This is a genomic window from Nocardia sp. NBC_00403, assembly GCF_036046055.1.
Lineage (GTDB): Bacteria > Actinomycetota > Actinomycetes > Mycobacteriales > Mycobacteriaceae > Nocardia.
The window spans coordinates 3,506,802-3,527,937 of the sequence record NZ_CP107939.1 but is presented as its reverse complement, the minus strand read 5'-3'; the positions used below and the strand labels follow the sequence as shown (position 1 = coordinate 3,527,937).

The window sequence follows — 21,136 nt, the reverse complement described above, 5'->3', positions numbered from 1 at the left end:
AGGTCGAGGACAGTGCGAATCAACGCGGAGGACACGAGTGACAGTGCACGACTCAGGCACTGCCGCACCACGTTTCCCGATACGGTCGCGGACGCACCGGCAAGACATTTCGCTCCCGGTCATGCCCGATCCGGACGAGAGCATGCCGCCGAACGGTGCGCCGCTCCATCTCATCCTGCGGGAGCAGCTGCCGAGAGTGTGCAGCGAGCACGGCCGTCCTGCGGCGCAACTGCGGACCGCTCAGATCCCCTTCGTGGACCGTAGGGGCGGGGCCGAGCGCCTCACGTCGGCTCGGTTCCTGCTCCGCATCTTCTCGCGCATCGGATCGCGAGACCCGTTCAACGTCGACCCGCACATCGTGCTGCACGGCGACTGGCCGGCCTGTCCGGCATGCCTGCGCCATGCCCGCCGATTCGTGCGGATCGGTCAATTCCTATCGGTCGCAGCGGCAATCACCGTTGTCGCCCTCGTTCTCGCACTTCTGCAGGGTGTACGAGGGCTGGTCGTACCACTGGTATTCGCAGTCTTCCCCGGATGGTTTCCGGTGGGTCTGCTGTTGATCAAGGGCACATTCGAACGTGCGGAGATCTTTGCCCGTGCGCGGATGACGCCCGATAGATCACACGTCGTGATCACCGCTCATCCCGACTTCGTCAATGCCATCCACCTCGAGTACCCGACGACCCCGACTGAATAAGGGCGCTACGACATCAGGCGGTGGCGCACACCGTCCACGGGTCGGTACGCATCGTCGATACCCGGGTTTCGAGATCCGGCAACGCGGCGCGCACCACCGCCTCAGCTTGCGCACACCAGGGGAATTCGGTGGCCCAGTGGGCCGCATCCACGAGGGCGGGGCCGCCCCTGCGCAGGTGTTCGTCGACCGGGTGGTGGCGCAGGTCGGAGGTGACGTAGGCGTCTACGCCCAGGCGTGCTGCGGTGTTCAGGTAGGAGTCGCCCGCGCCGCCGCAGACGGCGACCGTGTGGATCATGCGGTCGGGGTCGCCTGCGGCGCGGACACCCCAGACAGTGGCAGGTAGAGCGGCGGCGACCCGAGCGGTGAAGGCGCGCAACGATTCCGGCTCCGGCAGCATACCGACCCGGCCGATACCGAGCCCGGAAGGCAGCGGCGCACGCTCGCTGACGTGATAGGCGGGGTCCTCATAAGGATGCGCGGCGCGCAGTGCCGCAAGAATCGCGGCGCGGGCGGCGGGCGGTGCGATCACCTCGACGCGGTCCTCCTCGACCTGCTGCAGCTCACCGAGCGAACCGACCGCCGGATTCGCCCCCGCCACCGGCCGGAACTGGCCGATCCCCGGCACCCGCAGCGCACAGTCCCGGTAGGAGTCGTTGCCACCCGCACCTGCGGCGAACAATGCTGCGAGCACCGCATCGGTATGCGAGCGCGGCACCTGCACCACCCAGTTGTCCACGGCGGTGTCCGGTTTCGCGTCCAGTGGGCCGGTGACGGTCAAGCCGATCGCCGAAGCCAGCGCATCGGAGACACCGGGATCGGCGGAGTCGGCGTTGGTGTGCGCACTGAACAACGCACAGCCGGACCGGATCAGGCGATGCAGTAACGCACCTTTCGGAGTGTCGGCGGCAACGGTGTCCACACCACGCAGTAGCAACGGATGGTGCACCACCAAAGCCTGTGCCCGCCAATCGATCGCCTCATCGACAACCGCGGCCGTCGCGTCGACAGCGAACAGCACCCGGGTCACCTCCTCGGCAGGGTCTCCACACACCAACCCGACCGAGTCCCACGACTCGGCCAGCTTCGGCGGATACGCCGAATCGAGTACTCCGATCACGTCCGCCAGCGTCGTCACCATCCGCCTTCCTCCAGTTCGCTCGTGTCACAACCACTCCCGGCCCAGGCACAGCGGGCCGCAAGATTTCCGACCGCGGCTCACACACCTATTCGATCAACTGTCACGTATGGTTTGCGCCGACCGCCACAATCCTTCGGCGGCAGTAGAGGTGGCCGCGCCGGCGCCGAGATTCCGGCCTCGGCATGCTCCCTGCCTGGTCGCGACCCAGACCTGCGACTCCGGGCTCCGAGCTGGTGATCGCGATGTGACGGTTGGACCGACCTGACGGCCACCTGCCCCATCGAATCTCGCTACCCGAGCCCCGCACCTCGCCGACCGGTCACTGCCCGCAACCCAGCCACTCGAACCCGCCACCATGCTCGTGCGCCCTCGTCCTCTGGCGCCGCAATCCACTGCGGCGGGCGAGAATTCGTGACCAGGTTCGGCCGCCATCACCAGCCCGCCGCGCGGATTCCGGCGATCAGCCGACCCACCTCTTCGGTGCCACGCACTGCGACACGAAGATAGTCGGGACCGAGGCCGGGGAAAGTGTCGGCGCGGCGGACTGCGATCCCCTGGTCCGCCAGATGCTTTCGCAGCAACTCGCCGTCCGCGACGTGCAGCAGCAGAAACGGCCCGGCGGCGGGTGTGTGGACCTCGATGCCCGCTGCTGTCAGCCGTTCGATCATCAATTCTCGTTCGACCACGAGTGCCCGGGCCCGGTCTTGTGCCTGGGCGACCGCGAACGGCGCGGCGGTGGCGGTGATGGCCTCGAGCTGCAGGGTGCCGAGCGGCCAGTGCGGGCGGCCGTGATTCAGCCGGGCGAGCAGTTCTGGTGCGCCGAGGAAGTAGCCACAACGCAGGCCCGCCAACGCCCAGGTCTTGGTGAGGCTGCGCAGCACGAGGACATCGGATGCGGCGGAGCTCGCCAGCGATTCGGTCTCTCCCGGCACCGCGTCGGCGAAGGCTTCGTCGACCACAATGGTCCGGCCGGGCCTGTGCAAGGCGCGGATCACTTCGGCGGGATGCAGCACCGAGGTCGGATTGGTCGGATTGCCGAGGACCACCAGGTCCGCCACTTCGGGCACCGAGGCCGGGTTCAGCAGATACGGCGGCTCGAGCAGGACCCGGGTGACCGGAACGCCCGCGTCACGCAACGCCAGCTCGGGCTCGGTGAACGAGGGATGGATCACCGCGGCAAGTCCGGGCGCGAGCCGGGGCAGCATGGCGAAGCCCTCGGCCGCACCCGCCAGCAACAACACCTGCTCCGGCGGGCGACCGTGGCGCAGGGCCACCGCCGACCTTGCCGCGAGATCCTCGGCAGCGCTCGGATAGCGGCCCAGCGAGTCCAGCCGTGCGGCCAGCCGGCGGCGCAGCCAGTCCGGCGGCGCGCTGCCCTGCACGTTCACCGCGAAATCGAGCATGCCCGGGCGCGCGTCCACGTCGCCGTGGTGGCGCAGTTTCGCGTGATCGACGCTGTCCTCGGGCACAAGAAAACACCCTACGTGGCGGCCCGCAGGCAGCACCGGCCAGAATGGCTGTCGTGGCTGAGCTGCACGTGTCGTTCGTCTGTACCGGAAACATCTGCCGATCGCCGATGGCGGAGAAGATGTTCGCGGGGCATCTGTACCGCGCTGGTCTTGCCGACCAGGTGCGGGTCAGCAGCGCGGGCACCACCGCATGGCATGTCGGCGACGACGCCGATCCGCGCACCACCGCGACATTGCGCAGGCACGGCTACCCGACCGGTCACGTCGCGGCCGTTTTCGGCGACGAGCACCGCGACGCCGACCTGCTGATCGCCCTCGACACCGGCCACGAACGCGAGCTCGCCCGCCTGGGCGTGCCCTCCGACCGACGCAGACTCCTGCGCAGCTTCGACCCCGCCGCCGACGGTCCGAATGTCCCCGACCCGTACTACGGCAGCACGGCCGACTTCGAACTCGTTCGCGACCAGATCGAGGCGGCCATCCCCGGCCTGCTGGATTGGGTCCGCACGGCGCTCGACACCCGCACCGCGGCCAACGGACCGGAAGTGGCGACAGCAGGGCTCGACGCCAGCGATGAACCGGCGCTCGATGCCGGACCCGACATCGGCAATGCTGCGGGCGAACCGGACACCACACGCGAGCCGGCACCAGACACCGGCAACGCGGTGGACGAACCAGAACCCACACGCGAACCGGCTCCCGACGCCACACCTGTGCCGACCCTTCGGCACGCCGACGCCCGCGCCGCCGTCGAGCCGACCGCTGTCCGATACGCCGCGCAACCGGTCACCGACAGACGCTCATGATCCGCAGACTGACGTTCCTTCTACGCCCCAGCTGGCTAATTCTCGCCGTGCTGGTGGCCGCTTTCGCCTACCTCTGCTTCACGGTGCTCGCGCCGTGGCAACTGGGCAAGAACACCGCCACGTCGCATCGCAATCAGCTCATCGCCGACTCGGTGGATGCCGCACCGATCGACATCACCGCTGTCCTCGACAGCAAGGACACCGACTCACCCGCCGAGTGGCGACGGGTGACCGCAACAGGCACCTATCTCCCCGATTCGACGGTGTTGGTCCGGCTGCGCCACCTCGACGGCGCCCCCGCCTACGCTGTGCTGTCGACCTTCCGGCTCGACGGCGGCAGGATCCTGCTCGTCGACCGCGGCCTCGTCGCCGCCGTCGATGGCACCCGCCCACCCCAGATCCCCGACCCACCCGCCGGATCGCAACACATCGAGGCCAGGGTGCGCATGTCCGAGGGCGTCACCCCCGGCAAAGACCCGTCCGTCCAAGACGGCTACCGCCAGGTCTACTCGATCGACACCACCCAGGAAACAACCGTCCTGCAGCAGCCCCTGACCGCCATCCCCACCGGCGAACGGGGCGGCTACCTCCAACTCGACGAGAACCAGCCCGGCGCCTTCACCCCCACCCCTCTCCCCCAACTCGACGCGGGCCCATACCTCTCCTACGGCCTCCAATGGCTGGCCTTCGGCATCATGGCCCCCCTCGGCCTCGGTTACTTCGTCTACGCCGAAATCCGCGAACGCCGCAAAGAAAAGGCCACCACCACCGCACCGCCCACCGAAACACCCACCCCCACAACAGCTCCCACCAAGGAACAACGCCTGGCCGACCGGTACGGCGGCAACCGCTAACCATCAGACTCCCGACGAACGAGACATCGCTGCGGCCAACACCGAGCGCCACCTCCGTCATATCCCGTTCGTCACCCAATTCCGGGCCGGTGGTGACTGGCTGTGCACATTGCCCAGCAGGTAGCACAGGAAAATCTTCGGAGTCGGTCGCGGTGCGCACCCAAATGGTGCTGGGGAACATCCGTGTGTTGCGGAAACCGTGTGCCGCCCGGTGCGGAGATCGGTCAGCGGGGAGGGCGCAGGAATGACCAGAGGGCGGTGGTGAGGACAGCGCCGAGTTGGACGGCTTCCGACATCCGGACGGCGCGGCGGAGGTCCGCTACCGCGGGGGGTGGGCCTTCGCCGAGGATGGGACGCAGTTCGGTGCCGTAGCGGTATTGGGTGCGGCCGCCGAGGCGGACGCCCAGTGCGCCTGCCATCGATGCTTCGACGACGCCCGCGTTGGGGCTGGGGTGTTTGGCGGCGTCGTGGTGCCAGGCGCGCAGTGCGGCGGCGGGGCGGCCACCGACCACGGGGGACAGTGCCGCGGTGAGCAGGCCGGTGAGGCGGGCGGGCAGCAGGTTTGCCAGGTCGTCGGTCCGGGCGGCGGCCCAGCCGAAACGTTCGTAGCGATCGTTGCGGTAGCCGATCATGGCGTCGAGGGTGTTGATCGCGCGGTAGCCGAGCAGGCCGGGCACACCGGCGACCGCGCCCCACACCAGCGGTGCCACCGTCGCATCGGAGGTGTTCTCGGCAATGGATTCCACTGCGGCGCGGGCCAATCCGTCCGCGTCGAGCACCTCGGGATCCCGCCCGCACAGCGAGGGCAGCAACGCCCGTGCGGCGGGCAGATCGCCGGATTCGAGGCAGTCGGCCATCTGTCTTCCGGCCCGCGCCAGACTGCGGCCGCCGAGCACCGTCCACGTGGCCAGCGCAGTGGCAACAAGCCCACCCCGCCGAGCACCGACACCGACCGCGACAATCGCACCCACCGCCAGCACCTCGTGCAGCACTCCGGCCGACCGCCGATCGGCATAGGTCACCGCTTCGAGCGCGTTTGCCGCCGAACCGAACCCGGCCACCGGATGCCACCGTCGCGGATCACCGAACGCGCGGTCGAGCGCGAACCCGAGCAGCAGCCCGGCAGCGGTCGAGGTCCCCGTGTGCACCCGGCGAGGTTAGCCGGTACCGGCCACGCGTCAACGGCCACACCGTCGAACCGCACCACGCCGCATGGCACAGCCCACCCGACCCACACCCGGCACCGCCGGTACCAACCGTTCGAACGCTCCGGATTCCCACTCGATTCAACGGCCCGTTCGACTCCGGCAACCGCAGCTGCGTGGGTGGGTTACTTGCCGAACAGTGCGATACAAAGAGGATTCTGCGCAGGGCCGCCGCCGCTGGACGACCCGCCCAGCCAGATCACCCTCACACCTCGGACACCGCACAATCCTCGGTTGCGACCACCGAACAGGGGCCGCGGGGTGAGCCCACCGCACCGCAGCGCACTCCGCGCAACCCGCGTGTCCGCACGGCGTGTCGTCGTGTGTCACACTCTGCTGCCCTGCGTCGTCATCCTGATGACTCCCCCATAGACTCGCCCCGACAGGGGCCGCACGACCGAACGGCGAGACCAGTGACTTCCGATCAGCCCTCCGCATCCGAGCCCATCGACCAGGCCGAGTTGGCCAGGCAGTTCGAGGAGCATCGGCCGTATTTGCGCCGGCTCGCCTACAGCAATCTCGGCAGCCTCACCGACGCCGACGACGTGGTGCAGGAGGCGTGGCTGCGGCTGCAGCGCCAGCACGAGTCGGGCAAGGCGGGCGAGATCGACAACCTGCGGGCCTGGCTGACCACGGTGACCGGCCGGCTGGCGTTGGACTACCTCGGCTCGGCCAGGGTGCGCCGCGAGCAATACGTCGGCGAATGGCTTCCCGAGCCCGAGGTGACGAGCTGGGATGATCCCGCCGACCGCATCACCCAGGACGAGCGGGTCACCACGGCCCTGCTGGTGGTCCTCGAATCCCTGTCCCCCGCCGAACGCACCGCGTTCGTCCTACAGGATGTGTTCGGTATGACCGGCCCCGAGGTCGCCGATGTGGTCGGGCGCACGCCGGCGGCGGTTCGTCAGCTCGCCTCGCGCGCACGCAAGCGCATCGAGGACGGGACGCCGCGTTTTCCCGCGTCGCCGGACGAGCAGGAGAAGGTGGTCTCGGCGTTCGCGGTGGCGTGGCGGTCCGGTGACCTGAGCGCCTTGCTCGGCGTGCTGGATTCCGAGGTCAGCCTCACCGCCGATGGCGGCGGCAAGGTGCCCGCGATCCGGCAGCCGGTGCACGGCGCCGAGCTGGTCGCGAAACTGCTGCTCGGCTGGTACCACGCACCATCGGCGGCAGGCGCGTGGGGCCGTGCGGTCCTGGTCAACGGTCAGCCCGGCCTTGTCGTCTTCGACGGCACCCACACCGGCGTCTTCGCGTTCACCGTCGACGCGGGCCGCATCGTCGCCATCGACGTGGTCCGCAACCCGGATAAGCTGCACGACCTGCCGACCACCGGCGCCCCCGACTGGTACCTCGGTCAAAACCCCGACGAGGCCGGTTCTGCCGGCACCGAATAGCCGCCGCCAACGGGCGGTTTCCCGCCAGGGAAGCCGCCCGTTCGCCTGTCCGAAGACCGGCTTCCCACAACCGGTTTCGTCGACATCCAGGCCGCGCCTGCTGCCTCGACGAGCCGGGGTCTCTGTGCGCGGCAGCGATGTCCACATGGTCGGATCAGCCGGCCGAGCCCACAGGCTTCAATACCGGGTATCCGTGTGCCGCAGCGACTTCCGCCGAGAGCAGATGTCCCGCGTCGGCGGTCAGGCCGCGCGCCAGGTCGGGGTGTTCGGCGCAGGCTCGAGGCCAGCCGTGGTCGGCGATGGCGCGCACGTAGGGCAGTGTCGCGTTGGTGAGCGCGACGGTCGCGGTGTGCGGGACCGCGCCCGGCATATTGGCCACGCAGTAGAACAGCGAATCGGCCACGCGGAAAGTGGGATTCGCGTGTGTGGTCGGACGGGAGCTGGTGAAGCAGCCGCCCTGGTCGATGGCGATGTCCACCAGCACCGAGCCGGGGCGCATGCCCGCGACCAGCTCGTCGGAGACCAATTTCGGTGTCCGCGTGCCCGGCACCAGCACCGAGCCGATGACCAGATCCGCCGCAAGCACCGCCTGCGCAATCGCGACCGTGTTCGATGCGAGAGTGGTTATGCGCCCGTCGAATTGGGCGTCCAGCTCGCGTAGCCGGACCAAATTGGTATCGAGCACAGTCACTTTCGCGCCCATACCGGCGGCGACCGCGGCCGAATTGCTTCCCGCGACGCCCCCACCGAGCACCACCACGTCCGCCGGTCGCACCCCCGGCACGCCGCCGAGCAGTAGCCCGGCGCCTCCGAGCGGCGCCATCAGGTGATACGCGCCGACCTGAGGGCCGAGCTTCCCCGCGACCTCGCTCATCGGCGCGAGCAGTGGCAACGAGCCGTCGGCCGCACGCACCATCTCATAGGCGATGGCGGTGCTGCCCGAGCGCAGAATCGCATCGGTGCATTCGCGGGACGCGGCCAGATGCAGGTAGGTGAACAGCACCTGTTCCGGCCGCATCCGTGCATACTCCGGCGCGATCGGCTCCTTCACCTTCAGCACCAGCTCGGCCTCCCACCACAGCTGGTCGGCGTCGGGCACCATCCGCACCCCGGCCGCGGCATAGTCGGAATCGGCGAACCCCGACCCCACCCCCGCGCCTGCCTCGATCAACACCTCGTGTCCGTGCCGCACCAACTCCCCGGCTCCCGCCGGCGTCAGCGCCACCCGAAACTCCTGCTCCTTGACCTCCCGCGGTACTCCGATCCTCATACCGCCATCGTGGACCACACATCCTCCCGATGCCACGAACGCCGCGCGGTCGACCCCGGCGAACCTCCGACCTCCACGAGCGGCACCCTCGTGCGCACTCGCGTTCTGCCGCAACCAGGTGCCGCTACCGAAGGCTATTGCGGTTCGGGACGTGCAAGTTGGGTGAGGTGGCCGCTACCCCGATGCCGCGTAAGGCACAGCGATGCTCACATCGCGATCATCCGACCGGGCTCGGACGAACAGCCGACCCAGCAATCAGAACTGCGGCAACCTCGAGGCACCACGTGAGCAGAGCCGCGCTCCACGCTCCGACGAAGAGTCGACCCTGCGATCAAAGCTGTGGTGGCCTCGAGGCCGTGTGTTCGGACAGGGCCGCGTTCAAACCGTGAATATCCGGCCGGGCTGCGGGATGTGGAGTTGGTCGGCGCGGCCGCCGTAGGCGAAGACACGGGCGAGGTGGTCGAGGGATTCGGTGAAGTGGCCCCACCCTTCGGCGTGCACCGGGATGATGGCCGCGTCGCCGAGGTGTTCGGCGGCTTGGAGGGCGGTGCGGGCATTGAGGGTGACGTCGGTGTCGCCGAAACGGCCGACGTTGGCGGCGCCCACATTCAGGATGGCGATGTCGATGCGACCGATGCGCTGGACGATCTGCTCGACGAAAGCGACCGACGCGTTGTCACCGGAGACATACACCGTCGGCAAGCCCTCGGCCTGCAGCACGAAACCGGTGACGACACCGCTGAACGGTTCGCACCCCTCGGGTCCGTGCAGCGCGGGAACCGCGGTCACCCGGACTTCGCCGACCGTCACGGTCTCCCAGTTCGCCAGTCCTCGAACGCCGTTCACGCGGCCGGCCGCATCCGGCGTGGACAGCACGGTCTCGACGGTGGCAAGGAACTCGCGACCGGAATTGTCGAGGTTGTCGGCGTGCTGGTCATGCGAGAGCAGCACCACGTCCACGGATCCGACCTGCTCGAGCGGCACCGCGGGACCGGTGAGCTTGTGCAGGGTGATCGGGCCCTGGTAGTCACCCGGCGCATCGAAGGTGGGGTCGGTCAGCCAGGTCAGACCCGCGTACCGGAAGCGCAGGGTCGGCCCGCCGATGTGCAGGGCCTCGAGGGTGGTGCGTTCGATCGTTTCGCTCATGACGTCGATATTTGCCGATCCGTTGCCTCGCAACCAGTGGCCCGAGCGCCATCTACCGCTAAAATCGGGCCATGCACTCTGTCGCGGTTCTGGCCTTCGAGAACGTCAGCCCGTTCCATCTCTCGGTACCGTCCCTGGTATTCGGACGCGTCGGCGCGGACGGCCGCGCACCGTACCGAGTCGACGTATGTGCCGAGCGCCCAGGCGCTCTGAGCACGCCGGCCGGATTCGACATCGACGTCAAGCACGGCCTCGAGGTCTTGGAGCGGGCCGACACCGTGGTGATTCCCAGCTGGCCGCGCGGCGCCGCGATATCCGATGACCTGCGCGCGGCACTGCACGGCGCGCACGCACGCGGTGCGCGGATCGTCGGCCTGTGCCTCGGCTCCTGGGCGGTGGCCGCAAGCGGCCTCGCCGATGGACGCGAGGTGACCACGCACTGGTCGGCTGCCGCCGATCTGGCCCGCGCCTACCCCGCGGTCCTGGTGCGCGCCGACCGACTGTGGTCGGATCTCGGCGACCTCGTCACCTCCGCTGGGGTCGCCGCCGCGCTCGACTGCTGCCTGCACCTGGTGCGCACCGATTTCGGCAGCCGCGAAGCGGCCCAACTGGCCAGAGCATTGGTCACCGCACCGCACCGCAGTGGCTCACAGGCCCAATACATCCCGATTGCAGTACCCGATGCCGCCGACGACGATCCCATAGAACACGCAATGGTCTGGGCCCGAACACATCTCGGCGATCCGATCGATCTGGACGGCTGGGCTGCCGTCGCGCTGATGTCCCGGCGCACCTTCACCCGACATTTCCGCGACCGTACCGGAAGCAGCCCGCAGCAGTGGCTGCTGCACCAGCGCGCCGACCGCGCTCGGCTGCTACTGGAATCCACCGCCGACACCATGGATCGCATCGCCGCCGAAGCCGGGTTCGGCACTGCCGTCAGCCTGCGCCATCACTTCCATCGCATCCTGGGCACCAGTCCCGCCGCCCACCGCGCCATGTTCCACTCCGCCGCGGCGGACATTCCGCGCACCGGCGCGAGTCTCGATCGCAGTGCGGGCTGACGGGCACATCGGCCCCAGCTTGCCCTGCCCGCGACAGGTGGGTTACCTCGGTTCTCATTGCTTCCCGCACGCGCCCTCGCGTCGAATACGGCATTCGAGCAGCCACCGTGCGAGCGACCGCAATCCAGCCGAGCGAACATTCGGCACCGACAGCCCGACGCGGATCGTCGACGCACACGCTCCGGCCCAGCGAACTCGGGGCGCTGCGCAGCTGCCGCGGCGGCGTAGCTACGTTTTCCGCATGAGGATTCAGGTGGGCGAGTTTGCGCCGGAGGTCGACGACAGTGCGTGGATCGCACCCAATGCGACCGTGATCGGGCGCGTGCAGCTCGCGGCCGAGGTGAGCGTTTGGTACAGCGCGGTGGTGCGTGCCGACCTGGAGGCGATCAGCATCGGCGCCCGCACCAACATTCAGGACGGCTGCGTGCTGCATGCCGATCCCGGTTTTCCACTGACAGTGGGCACGGGAGTTTCGGTGGGGCACAACGCGATTCTGCACGGCTGCACGATCGGCGACGATGTGCTGGTCGGCATGGGTGCGACGGTGCTCAATGGCGCGGTGATCGGCGCGGGCTGCCTGATCGCCGCCAACGCGCTCATTCCCGAGGGCGCCCACATTCCGCCGGGCTCGCTGGTGGCAGGCGTGCCGGGCAAGGTCCGCCGCGAACTCAGCGCAGCCGAGCAGGATGGCCTGCGGCTCGGTGCCGCTGTGTACCTTCACAACACGGTCGATCACCGCGACGCGAAGATCCTGTGAGACAGCGCACACTCATCAAATGTCCACTAGGAATGGCTGATAACATTTTGCCAGCGTGCCCGGCGTTCCGGGATCCGCTGCCGACACAGCCGACGTGCGGCTTGTAGCGCAGAGTCGATCCCATCGGGACGGCGGGCGCGAAGCGTGCAGGCAGGAGGTATCGCGGTGGCGTACGGACAGACGAGTATGCACCGGCCGAAGGGGCGGCTCAGCGTGGCCGACATCGCGGCCCAACCGGGCGGAATCGAGGCGCTACGACGCCGAGTTCACGAATTACGTTCCAGTGGCGTCGATTTCGCGGCCAATGCGATCGAACAAGAGATGGCGGCGCTGGACCTACCGCACCAGTGATGTCCGATCCCCGCCTTGTCGTTCCGATGCGGCGGTGATCATCTCCATTGCGGTCTCGCGCTCGAGGCCGAAATACCTGGTCCGGCAACGGTTCGCGACACGAGCAAATATTTGAAGCAGCGCCGCCACCGCGAGACATACAGTCCGACAAAGACTTTCCGGCTGCCAATTGCGAATCTTCGCCGACTGCGCAGTCAGCGTCGTGCGCACGCCCCCCCCCGCCGCCGGCGATGCCGGACACCGGCCGCGCCGTCCGCGTGCCCGGTGGCGTGCACTCCGCTCGATGGACAGCTCCGACGGCCCTTCGGCAACATCGATCACGACTCAGTGAGATGATTCATACGCGTTTCACTCACGCTTTCGCGAATCCTCGGCCAATCCGCCGCAACCCGGTGAAATAATGAACATCGATCATCCGCACCGTCGCGGCGCCGCGCATTCTTCGGCGCCCGCGCCGAATCGACTGGAGACCCGATGCCCACCGTCCCGCCCATGCTCCAGCGCATCCTTGACAACCCGGTCAAGGACGGCGAGAAGCTACTGGAGAGCGCGCTGTCGGCATTCCTGGACTTCGGGATCAAGCGCACCAGCATGGGCGAGATCGCCCGCCGCGCCGGCATCAGCCCAGCTACCCTCTATCGCCGCTTCGAATCGAAGAACGAACTGGTGGAAGCGGTGAGCGTGCGAGAGGCACAGCGCTTCGTCACCGAGATCGATGAGCGGGTGCGCACCGTCGCCGGCAGCGACAACCAACTGGTGGAGATCTTCGCCGCGTTCATCAGCGCGATCGCCAGCAACGAACTGCTGCGCAGGTTGCTGCGCACCGAACCCGACCTCATCCTGCCGCGGCTCACCACGGAGGCCGCACCGATCATTGCCGTCGGCCGCACCTACCTCGCCGTGAAGCTGCGGGAACTACGGACCGACGACGGCTCCGACGATTTCGACGCCGACCTGGTCGCCGAGATCATGGCCCGGCTCGCCCTCTCGCTGGCCCTGACCCCCGACGGGCTCATTCCGCTCGACGATGTCGAGGCCGGACGTGACTTCGCCCGCCGGATCCTGCTGCCGATGGTCGGAGTCCGCACCACAGCCTGACCGCAGCCCGAACGCCGCGGCCACCCGCTCGTTCAACTCACGCACCGACTCGGCATCGGGTACCCGCCCGTCGTCGACGAATTCGGTGACCAACTCGACGACCCCGCCCGAGCGCGCCGGGTCCGGCAACGGCAGCCGCGACACATACTGGGTAATCCACCGCCGCCGACCCGAGTACAGTCGATTCCCGCATACCGCATCGTAGAAGTGCAGGCCGAGCGCCGAATTCGCCACACCCATCAGCAGATACGCCAGCTGCTCCGCATCACCGTGCATTCCGATGTCCGCCAGTGACATCCAATAACAATCCCCATTCACCACCGCCCCCGACCGATCAAGAGCAAACCGCGGCCGCTCGCTGATATCGGGAAACACCACCTTCGGCACCCGCCACAAATGCGGGCGCTGCGGCACCCAGATCTCGAACCACTCACGCCCACCGTCCGTCACATATTTCCGACCGGCCAATATTTCCTCATGGGTCCGCAAATACGCTGCGGCACCGGGAAATTCGCTCAGGTCGACCGGGATGCGCCGCGACCGCGTCGTGTCATAGGGATACAACACACGAGTGCCACGACCGCCGGAGACCCGCCACGGCCGGAGGTCATGATGAGTGATCAAGTCGAACAACAACTCCGACTCCGGACACGGCTCCACCTCCCCCCACCGATCCGAAATGAACACCCGATCCGCCGTCGTCTTGATCCCCACCCGAATCCGCGCTATCTCCCCGAATGTCCGCCAGGTCCCGACCCCCACCTGGCCCAACCAGTCGTCCACTCCCGGCCGCGACATCCGCCATGCCCGCCCCGCCGCAGCGGTCCGCCCAGAACCACGCGACTCACGACTGACGAATTGCCCGTCGACCCCGCACACCCCCACCACCCGAGCAACATCCGAGTCTCCCGGCACCGAATTCCCGGCACCATTCGCACCGCCGCCGACTACGGCTCCGCCGTCACCGATACTGCCGGCGCCGTCCTCGGCACCGGTCCGAGCGCCAGTAACAGCAGCGGTCCGGAGAGCACCGCCCACCTCCACGTCGGTGTCGACCGATAACGAGGCGACAACTCCCCGATCATCGGAGCCGAGCTCACCGGTCGCCAGCGTGCCCACTGCTACCGCGAAGATCCGACCGTTATGTGCGACGAAACGGCCCCGATCCTCGGTCAATGCTTCGAATAGCTCTGTGCCGCTAACAGTTTCGCATGCGGGGACCTCATAGGCCGATACATAGCGGCAGGTTTCGCGGCGCGAAGTGCGCGTAGCGATCGTGACGGCGGGCAGCACGGCGGCCTCGAAAAGCTTGGTGTCGCCGAGGTCGTACAGCTCGATCGGAGCCAACTCCGACAGCAGCAATCCTCGAATGTTCGCGCCGGCCTTGGTGGTGAGAAAGCGGTTGGCGCACAACAATCCCAGTACCCCACCCGAGCACAGCAAGCGCGGTGCGATCGCGACGAACGGATGGGTGAGATCGATTCGGCCCCGCAACCCGAACTGCTTGCTCAGCAACTGCGCTGTCGCACCGCCCAGCTGCTGGGTGCGCACATACGGCGGGTTGGTGATGATGGCGTCGAAGCAGGCATCCGTAATGTCCTCGGACACTGCGAGAAAGTCGCCGACATGCCAGTCGACAACGACCCCCGCGGTGCAGGCCCGCTCGCGCGCCACCGTCAGCGCCTCGCTGTCGAGGTCGTAGCCGACCAACTCCACCCGCACCTCCGGCAGCCGGATAGCGGCCTCCCGTTGTAGCGCCAGCAGCAGCTCGCCGTCCCCGCAGGCCGGATCGAGCACCCGGAGTGCAGCAGAATTCCGTGGTGGCGGCATATGTTCGAGTAGCCGCTGCGCCAGAAATCGCGCCAGCGCAGGCGGGGTGTAGTGCCTGCCGTGCCGTTTGCGATCCCGCGCGGCGGCGGTCTCGGAACCCATGTCAGGGATTGTGCCCGGTCCAGCCCGCGGCAATGCGGGCAATGCGACGCATCACGCCGAAACGATGCGACAGAGCGGTTCCGAAACGAGACTCCGAGTGCTAGCGTTCAGTCTCAAAATGAGACTGAATGAAGTGAGGTTCGAAGCCCATGGCGCCGACCGATGACCCCGACCAGTTCGCCGTGCTGTCCCGAATACTCGACGACCGGTGGACCTGTAGGCAGTTCCAGTCGCAACCGGTGGCACGGGAGACGATCGAGTCGCTGCTGCGGCTGGCACAGCGCACCCCCTCGTGGTGCAACACCCAGCCATGGCAGGTCGCGGTGACCGCGGGAGCCGGCACCGATCGGTTCCGCAAAGAACTGCTCGCACATATCGAAAAGTCGACGCCCGAGCCGGATTTCGCATTTCCCGCGCAGTACACCGGGGTCTATCGGGATCGCAGACGCGAATGTGGCCTGCAGCTCTACGACAGTGCCGGGATCACCAAGGGCGACCACGAGGCGACGATGCGGCAGGCGCTGCGCAACTTCGAACTCTTCGACGCACCGCACGTCGCGATCATCACCTCCGAGGCCGATCTCGGCGTCTACGGCGCCGTCGACTGCGGCCTCTACATCGGCAACTTCCTCCTCGGTGCACACAGCCTCGGACTCGGCGCCGCTCCGCAGGCCGCGCTCGCGTCCTACGCACCGTTCCTGCGCGAGTACTTCGGCATCCCGGATAGTCGGCGAGTAGTCGCAGGCATCTCGTTCGGCTATCCCGACAAGTACCACCCGATCAACTCCTTCCGCACGATGCGCGAAGACCCCCAACACGTTGTGATCTGGGCGGACTGAGAAGGTAACGGCCACTGGTGCCGCGCAGGGTTCACCGGTTCGTCGGCGGTGGAGTCACGGGACGAATATGCGATACGCCGAGCGCGGCCTGAGCTGCGTCGCGAAACGCCGAGCGCAGCCTGAGACCGGCGTCGCGATACGCCGACTGATTTCCTGCACCAGGAATGTGTGCATCCGAATCCAGCAATGAGAAGCTCGCGCACACGGACGCAGCCCGAGTTATCGAGCCGAGCTGTGGGCCCCCGCCGACGCTGCGGTAACCCCGAGGCCCGGCCCCGGCAATGGCGTCACGTCGCGAGCGGTGAGTTCGTTCCCGCACGCATCGCATTCGAGCTTCACATGCGCCTCGCCGGTGCACTCGCGATGCCGATACTCCACCGGCGGACCGTCGGGCGCCATATAGGTGTCGCCCCAATCCCGGATCGCCATGAGGATCGGATAGATGTCGTGCCCCTTCGGTGTGAGGCGGTACTCCTCATGAGCCCCCGCGGCCGCCTTCTGTTTCACCAGGATCCCGTGCTCGATCAGCCGATCGAGCCGATCCTGCAACCGACTGCGGGAGATACCGAGCGTGCTCTGAAAGGCATTGAACCGCCGGACGCCCGAGAACGAATACTTCAGGATCAGCAGGGTCCAGCGGTCGCCGAAGATCACCAGCGGGCGCGTGATCGAACACGGCACCTCGGCAAGTTCCTCGTAACGCACCCCCCGATGCTACTCAGCGAAACCGGCCTTCGGATCGGCATCCGCCGCTTCCGTCGACGGTCCGGCAGCAGGGCCGAGCAACAAAGAATGGGCTCCGGGAAATCCCGGAGCCCATTCTCGATCAGAACATCACCTCACAGCGGAATGTTCTTGTGATGACTCTTGCGAGCCGGCGCTGCGGCCAGCGCGGCGGCGATGATGCTGCGCGTCTTCGCCGGGTCGATGACCTGGTCGACGACACCGATCGCGATGGCACGCTCGACACCACCGGCAATCTGCTCGTGCTCGACGGTGAGACGCTCGTGCAGTGCCTCACGCTCGTCCTCCGGCGCCGCTGCCAGCGCCTTCTTGTGCAGGATGCCGACCGCGGCCTTGGCGCCCATCACGGCGACCTCTGAGCCCGGCCATGCATACACCGCGGTCGCGCCCAGCGAGCGGGCGTTCATCGCGATGTAGGCGCCACCGTAGATTTTCCTGGTGACCAGCGTGACGCGTGGCACCCGAGCCTCGGCGAACGCGTGCAGCAGCTTCGCGCCGCGGCGCACCACGCCTTCCCACTCCATACTGACGCCGGGCAGGTAGCCGGGGACGTCGGTGACCACGACCAGCGGGATACCGAAGGCATCGCACAGCCGCACGAAACGCGCGGCCTTCTCGGCGCTTTCGGAGTTCAGGCAGCCACCGAGCCGAATCGGGTTGTTGGCGAGCACACCGACCGTACGACCGGCGAGCCGGCCGAGACCGGTGACGATGCTGCGGGCGTAGCCACCCTGCAACTCCTCGAACGACGACTCACCGTCGACGTTGTCGAGCAGCTCGTGGATGATCGGCTTGACGTCGTAGGCGCGCTTGGCCGATTCCGGCATCATCGCCTTCAGGTCGACGTCACCGTGTTCGGCGGCGACCAGGTCGAATTCGCCCTGCTCGGCGAACATCGACACCAGCCTGCGACCCCGATGCAGCGCATCGGCCTCGTCGTTGGCGACGATGTGGGTGACACCGGACTTCTTGCCGTGGGTCTCCGGGCCACCGAGGGTGGCCATGTCAACCTGCTCACCGGTGACGCTGCGGACCACGTCGGGACCGGTCACGAAGACTCGTCCCTCGGGTGCCATGATCACGATGTCGGTCAGCGCGGGGCCGTAGGCGGCGCCACCGGCCGCGAAGCCGAGGACCACCGAGATCTGCGGAACCAGGCCGGAGGCCCGGACCATTGCCTCGAAGACCAGGCCCACGGCGTGCAGCGCCTCGACACCCTCGGCGAGCCGAGCGCCGCCGGAGTGCCAGATGCCGACAATCGGAATGGCGGAATCGATGGCGGTGTCGATCGCATCGACGATGTGCTTGCAACCTTCCACGCCCATCGCGCCGCCCATGACGGTGGCGTCGGAGCAGTAGGCGACGGTGCGGACACCGTCGACCTCACCGATTGCGGCGAGCACACCGGACTTGTCCCGCGGATGCAGCGGAAGGACCGTACCCGGGTCGAAGAAGCGCTGCAACCGACCCAGCGGGTCACGCGGATCGATCGCTGTTTCGGGCTGAAACGCGGGGGCCACTATCGTCATCGCGTTTACTCCTCACCTCTGTGAAGTACGCCGCTGCCGCGGCTGCGTATGTCGAACCACGGTGGGGTCGACCAAATTCAGTTGGCCGACCCCACCGGGATCGTTGTGCAGTCGATGCGGGCGGCTATGCCCGACCGAAGGCGAGCGCGACATTGTGCCCACCAAAACCGAATGAGTTGTTGATCGCGTATTCGATCTCCTGGCGGCGAGCCTCGCCATGAACCACATCCAGATCAATCTCCGGATCCTGGTTCTCCAGGTTCAGCGTCGGCGGAACAATCCCATCCCGGATGCTGAGAATGGTGAGCACCGACTCGAGAGCACCCACGGCGCCGATCGAGTGACCGAGTGCTGATTTCGGCGCATACACCGACGCATGGTTACCCACCGCCAGATTGATCGCCCGCGCCTCGGCGGTATCGCCGATCGGAGTAGCGGTGGCATGCGCGTTGACGTGGGTGATGTCCTTCTTCGACAACCCGGCGGTCTGCATCGCCCGACTCATCGCCCGCGCCGCGCCGCTGCCATCGGGAGCAGGCGCAACAAGGTGATAGCCATCAGAGGTGATACCAGCACCCAGCAGACGAGCATGGATCGTCGCGCCACGCGCCTTGGCGTGCTCCTCGGTCTCCACGACCATCAGCGCACCAGCCTCACCGAAGACGAACCCGTCCCGATCCTTGTCGAACGGACGCGACGCGCCCTTCGGATCATCGTTACGCGTACTCATCGCGCGCATCATCGTGAACGCCGCGATCGGCACCGCATCGATGTATCCCTCGACGCCGCCGGTGACGACGATATCGGCGTCACCCATCACGATCATGCGCCACGCGTTGGCAATAGCCTCGGAGCCGGAGGAGCATGCCGAGACCGGAGTGACCACTCCTGCCCTGGCCTTCAATTCGAGACCAACAACAGCCGACGGACCATTCGGCATGACCATCTGAACCGCTAGCGGCGAAATCTTGCGATAGCCACCGTTCTTCAGCTTGTCGACCGAATCGATGAGGGCGTCACCGCCACCCATGCCGGTACCGATGGCCACACCCAGGCGTTCCGGGTCGACTTCCGGGCTGCCCGCGTTGCGCCAGACTTCGCGACCGAGAACGGTCGCGAGCTGCTCGACGTAGGCCATCCGGCGGCATTCGACTCGGGTCAGCAGGGTCTCGGGCCGGACCTTCAGGTGACCGCCGATGCGGACCGGAAGGTCGTATTCCTCGACGAAGGAATCCTCGAGAACGTCGATACCGCTCTCGCCGTTGAGGAGTCCCTTCCACGTCGCATCGACGTCACCAGCGATCGACGTGGTCGCCGCCATACTCGTGACGACGACGTTGGGGAAGTTCCCGTTCAAGGTGGAAGGAGTGGTCACAGTGTCGGCCCTACTCGGCGTTGTCGAACTTGGCCTTGAGCTCCGCGGCGGCATCCGAGTTCTCCGCCTCGAGCTTCTGGATGTAGGCGACTGCGTCGCCGACCGTCTTCAGGCTGGCCAGATCCTCGTCGGGGATCTTGACGCCGTACTTGTCCTCGGTCTGCACTGCGATCTCGACCATGGACAGCGAGTCGATGTCCAGGTCATCGACGAAGGACTTCTCGATCGTCACCTCAGAGGGTTCGATACCCGTTACCTCTTCGATGATCTTGCCGAGTTCCTCGACGATTTGTTCCTGGGTCAGAGCGGCCACTTCGTGGCTCCCTTCTTGATCTCTTGGTAGGGCTTCTACTGTTTTTTTCGGTTCGAGTCAGCCGATGGTTACCGTCTGCTCGGTCACGATCGTGCGTTTTTATTGCACGTCCGCGGGGGAAAGCTAGCCGGAGGTGGTGAGCCCGGCCAACGCGGGGAGGTCTTCGGGGGTCTTCAGGGCCAGCGTGGGCGTGCCCTTCAGTTCCCGTTTTGCAATACCGACGAGTGTGCCCGCCGGCGGCAACTCCGCCACTGCCGAAACACCGGCTTGCCTGGTCGTTTCGGTGCACAGATCCCAACGGACAGGTCGGGTGACCTGCGCCGCGAGCTTAGTGATGGCGTCCGCTCCCGAGGCGACCGGCTTGCCGTCGAAGTTCGACAGCAGGGTCCGGGTCGGCTCGTTCGGGGTGATCTGACTTATGGCTTCCGTCACAGCATCCTGGGCCGGGCCCATGAAAGCGGTGTGGAAAGCCCCCGCGACGGGCAGCGCACGCACCCGCGCCTTCTCGGGTGGGTTTGCGGCGAGTTCTGCCAAGGCGTCCAGTCGACCCGCGGCGACGATCTGGCCCACCGCGTTCCGGTTGGCCGGAACGAGGTCGAGCTCCGCGAGCCGTGCGAGCACGGCAGCCTCATCGCCACCGAGCACCGCGGACATACCGGTCGGCTCCAGCGCGCACGCCTTGGCCATCTCCGCACCGCGGATAGCTGCCAGGGTGACCGCCTCGTCGGGGGTGATGACCCCGGCGACCGCGGCTGCGGCAAGTTCGCCGACCGAGTGTCCGGCGACGATGGTAGCTGCCGGAAGGGAACTCGGGTCAATTTCCGCGAAGGCAAGCAGCGCAGCGGCGACAACGAGCGGTTGGGTAATGGCAGTGTCGGTGATCTCCTCGGCCGTCGCGGTGGTACCGAGACGAATCAGATCCAGGCCGGCGGCCTTGGACCAGAGGGCGAGTCGATCTGTCGCGCCGGGAAGGTCGAGCCAAGGCGCGAGCATGCCAGGTGTCTGGGACCCCTGTCCAGGGGCGAACAACGCGATCACATCTCTAAGAAAACACTGTGAGGCAGGCCGCAGGAGATGTCGACGCGAATGAAGCTTGCGGTGGCCTTTTGTGGGACTCCCACAAAAGGCCACGTGGGTTGTGCCGATCGACCGGCTCCC

The 21,136-nt window shown here is 67.2% G+C and carries 18 protein-coding genes and 2 pseudogenes; 9 read left to right on the top strand and 11 right to left on the bottom strand.

Annotated elements, in window-relative coordinates; translation table 11 throughout:
• The first annotated feature begins 121 nt into the window (after positions 1-121).
• A complete protein-coding gene (locus OHQ90_RS15495) occupies positions 122-697 on the top strand; it encodes a hypothetical protein (RefSeq protein ID WP_328411155.1) in 576 nt (191 codons plus the stop codon).
• A 13-nt stretch (positions 698-710) separates the two neighbouring features.
• Here the strand turns inward: OHQ90_RS15495 and OHQ90_RS15490 are convergent, their stop codons facing one another.
• Both OHQ90_RS15490 and cobC read right to left on the bottom strand, forming a co-directional pair.
• Complete coding sequence (locus OHQ90_RS15490; protein ID WP_328411154.1) at positions 711-1,835, bottom strand: Nif3-like dinuclear metal center hexameric protein; 1,125 nt, start codon at positions 1,833-1,835, stop codon at positions 711-713.
• 431 nt (positions 1,836-2,266) lie between these two features.
• Positions 2,267-3,304: an Rv2231c family pyridoxal phosphate-dependent protein CobC gene (gene cobC / locus OHQ90_RS15485; RefSeq protein WP_328411152.1), complete on the bottom strand. Its 1,038-nt coding sequence runs from the start codon at positions 3,302-3,304 to the stop codon at positions 2,267-2,269.
• A 44-nt stretch (positions 3,305-3,348) separates the two neighbouring features.
• On the opposite strand from cobC, the pseudogene OHQ90_RS15480 reads away from it, so the two are divergent.
• Both OHQ90_RS15480 and OHQ90_RS15475 read left to right on the top strand, forming a co-directional pair.
• Positions 3,349-3,810 (top strand): annotated as a pseudogene (locus OHQ90_RS15480) (low molecular weight protein-tyrosine-phosphatase); the annotation flags it as partial.
• Positions 3,811-4,109: 299 nt separating this feature from the next.
• On the top strand, positions 4,110-4,964 hold the full coding sequence (locus tag OHQ90_RS15475; protein ID WP_442941469.1) for an SURF1 family cytochrome oxidase biogenesis protein: 855 nt from the start codon (positions 4,110-4,112) through the stop codon (positions 4,962-4,964).
• 224 nt (positions 4,965-5,188) lie between these two features.
• Here OHQ90_RS15475 and OHQ90_RS15470 read toward each other — a convergent pair whose 3' ends face one another.
• On the bottom strand, positions 5,189-6,112 hold the full coding sequence (locus OHQ90_RS15470) for a cobalamin biosynthesis protein (RefSeq protein ID WP_328411148.1): 924 nt from the start codon (positions 6,110-6,112) through the stop codon (positions 5,189-5,191).
• A 470-nt stretch (positions 6,113-6,582) separates the two neighbouring features.
• Between OHQ90_RS15470 and sigJ the strand changes: the two genes are divergently transcribed.
• A complete protein-coding gene (gene sigJ / locus OHQ90_RS15465; RefSeq protein ID WP_328411146.1) occupies positions 6,583-7,560 on the top strand; it encodes an RNA polymerase sigma factor SigJ in 978 nt (325 codons plus the stop codon).
• 154 nt (positions 7,561-7,714) lie between these two features.
• On the opposite strand, the gene ald is transcribed toward sigJ, so the two are convergent.
• Positions 7,715-8,830: an alanine dehydrogenase gene (gene ald, locus OHQ90_RS15460; protein WP_328411144.1), complete on the bottom strand. Its 1,116-nt coding sequence runs from the start codon at positions 8,828-8,830 to the stop codon at positions 7,715-7,717.
• 378 nt (positions 8,831-9,208) lie between these two features.
• Entirely contained in the window at positions 9,209-9,976 is a 768-nt protein-coding gene (locus OHQ90_RS15455; RefSeq protein ID WP_328411142.1) for an MBL fold metallo-hydrolase, read from the bottom strand.
• 71 nt (positions 9,977-10,047) lie between these two features.
• On the opposite strand from OHQ90_RS15455, the gene OHQ90_RS15450 reads away from it, so the two are divergent.
• The 4 genes and pseudogenes from OHQ90_RS15450 to OHQ90_RS15435 all read left to right on the top strand — a co-directional run.
• Positions 10,048-11,040 (top strand): GlxA family transcriptional regulator, encoded by a 993-nt coding sequence (locus tag OHQ90_RS15450; RefSeq protein WP_328411140.1) that lies wholly within the window; start codon positions 10,048-10,050, stop codon positions 11,038-11,040.
• A gap of 241 nt (positions 11,041-11,281) precedes the next feature.
• Positions 11,282-11,797, top strand: a complete 516-nt coding sequence (locus tag OHQ90_RS15445) for a gamma carbonic anhydrase family protein (protein ID WP_328411138.1) — start codon at positions 11,282-11,284, stop codon at positions 11,795-11,797.
• 165 nt (positions 11,798-11,962) lie between these two features.
• Complete coding sequence (locus tag OHQ90_RS15440) at positions 11,963-12,148, top strand: hypothetical protein (RefSeq protein WP_328411136.1); 186 nt, start codon at positions 11,963-11,965, stop codon at positions 12,146-12,148.
• A gap of 474 nt (positions 12,149-12,622) precedes the next feature.
• Positions 12,623-13,096: pseudogene (locus OHQ90_RS15435) on the top strand (TetR/AcrR family transcriptional regulator); the annotation flags it as partial.
• On the opposite strand, the gene OHQ90_RS15430 reads toward OHQ90_RS15435, so the two are convergent.
• Positions 13,064-15,178, bottom strand: a complete 2,115-nt coding sequence (locus OHQ90_RS15430; RefSeq protein WP_328411134.1) for an Eco57I restriction-modification methylase domain-containing protein — start codon at positions 15,176-15,178, stop codon at positions 13,064-13,066. The pseudogene OHQ90_RS15435 and the gene OHQ90_RS15430 overlap by 33 nt on opposite strands.
• 149 nt (positions 15,179-15,327) lie before the next feature.
• Between OHQ90_RS15430 and OHQ90_RS15425 the strand changes: the two genes are divergently transcribed.
• Positions 15,328-16,017 (top strand): nitroreductase, encoded by a 690-nt coding sequence (locus OHQ90_RS15425; protein ID WP_328411132.1) that lies wholly within the window; start codon positions 15,328-15,330, stop codon positions 16,015-16,017.
• Positions 16,018-16,236: 219 nt separating this feature from the next.
• Here the strand turns inward: OHQ90_RS15425 and OHQ90_RS15420 are convergent, their stop codons facing one another.
• The 5 genes from OHQ90_RS15420 to OHQ90_RS15400 all read right to left on the bottom strand — a co-directional run bounded on the left by OHQ90_RS15420 (position 16,237) and on the right by OHQ90_RS15400 (position 21,016).
• The gene (locus tag OHQ90_RS15420; RefSeq protein WP_328411130.1) at positions 16,237-16,722 is read right to left on the bottom strand and encodes a winged helix-turn-helix transcriptional regulator; all 486 of its coding nucleotides are present in this window, start codon (positions 16,720-16,722) and stop codon (positions 16,237-16,239) included.
• Positions 16,723-16,856: 134 nt separating this feature from the next.
• Entirely contained in the window at positions 16,857-18,290 is a 1,434-nt protein-coding gene (locus tag OHQ90_RS15415; RefSeq protein ID WP_328411128.1) for an acyl-CoA carboxylase subunit beta, read from the bottom strand.
• Between the two features lie 124 nt (positions 18,291-18,414).
• Positions 18,415-19,665 (bottom strand): KasA/KasB family beta-ketoacyl-ACP synthase, encoded by a 1,251-nt coding sequence (locus OHQ90_RS15410; RefSeq protein WP_328411126.1) that lies wholly within the window; start codon positions 19,663-19,665, stop codon positions 18,415-18,417.
• 10 nt (positions 19,666-19,675) lie between these two features.
• A complete protein-coding gene (gene acpM, locus OHQ90_RS15405) occupies positions 19,676-19,978 on the bottom strand; it encodes a meromycolate extension acyl carrier protein AcpM (protein WP_327114205.1) in 303 nt (100 codons plus the stop codon).
• Between the two features lie 123 nt (positions 19,979-20,101).
• Positions 20,102-21,016, bottom strand: a complete 915-nt coding sequence (locus OHQ90_RS15400) for an ACP S-malonyltransferase (protein ID WP_328411124.1) — start codon at positions 21,014-21,016, stop codon at positions 20,102-20,104.
• Between the last annotated feature and the right edge of the window lie 120 nt (positions 21,017-21,136).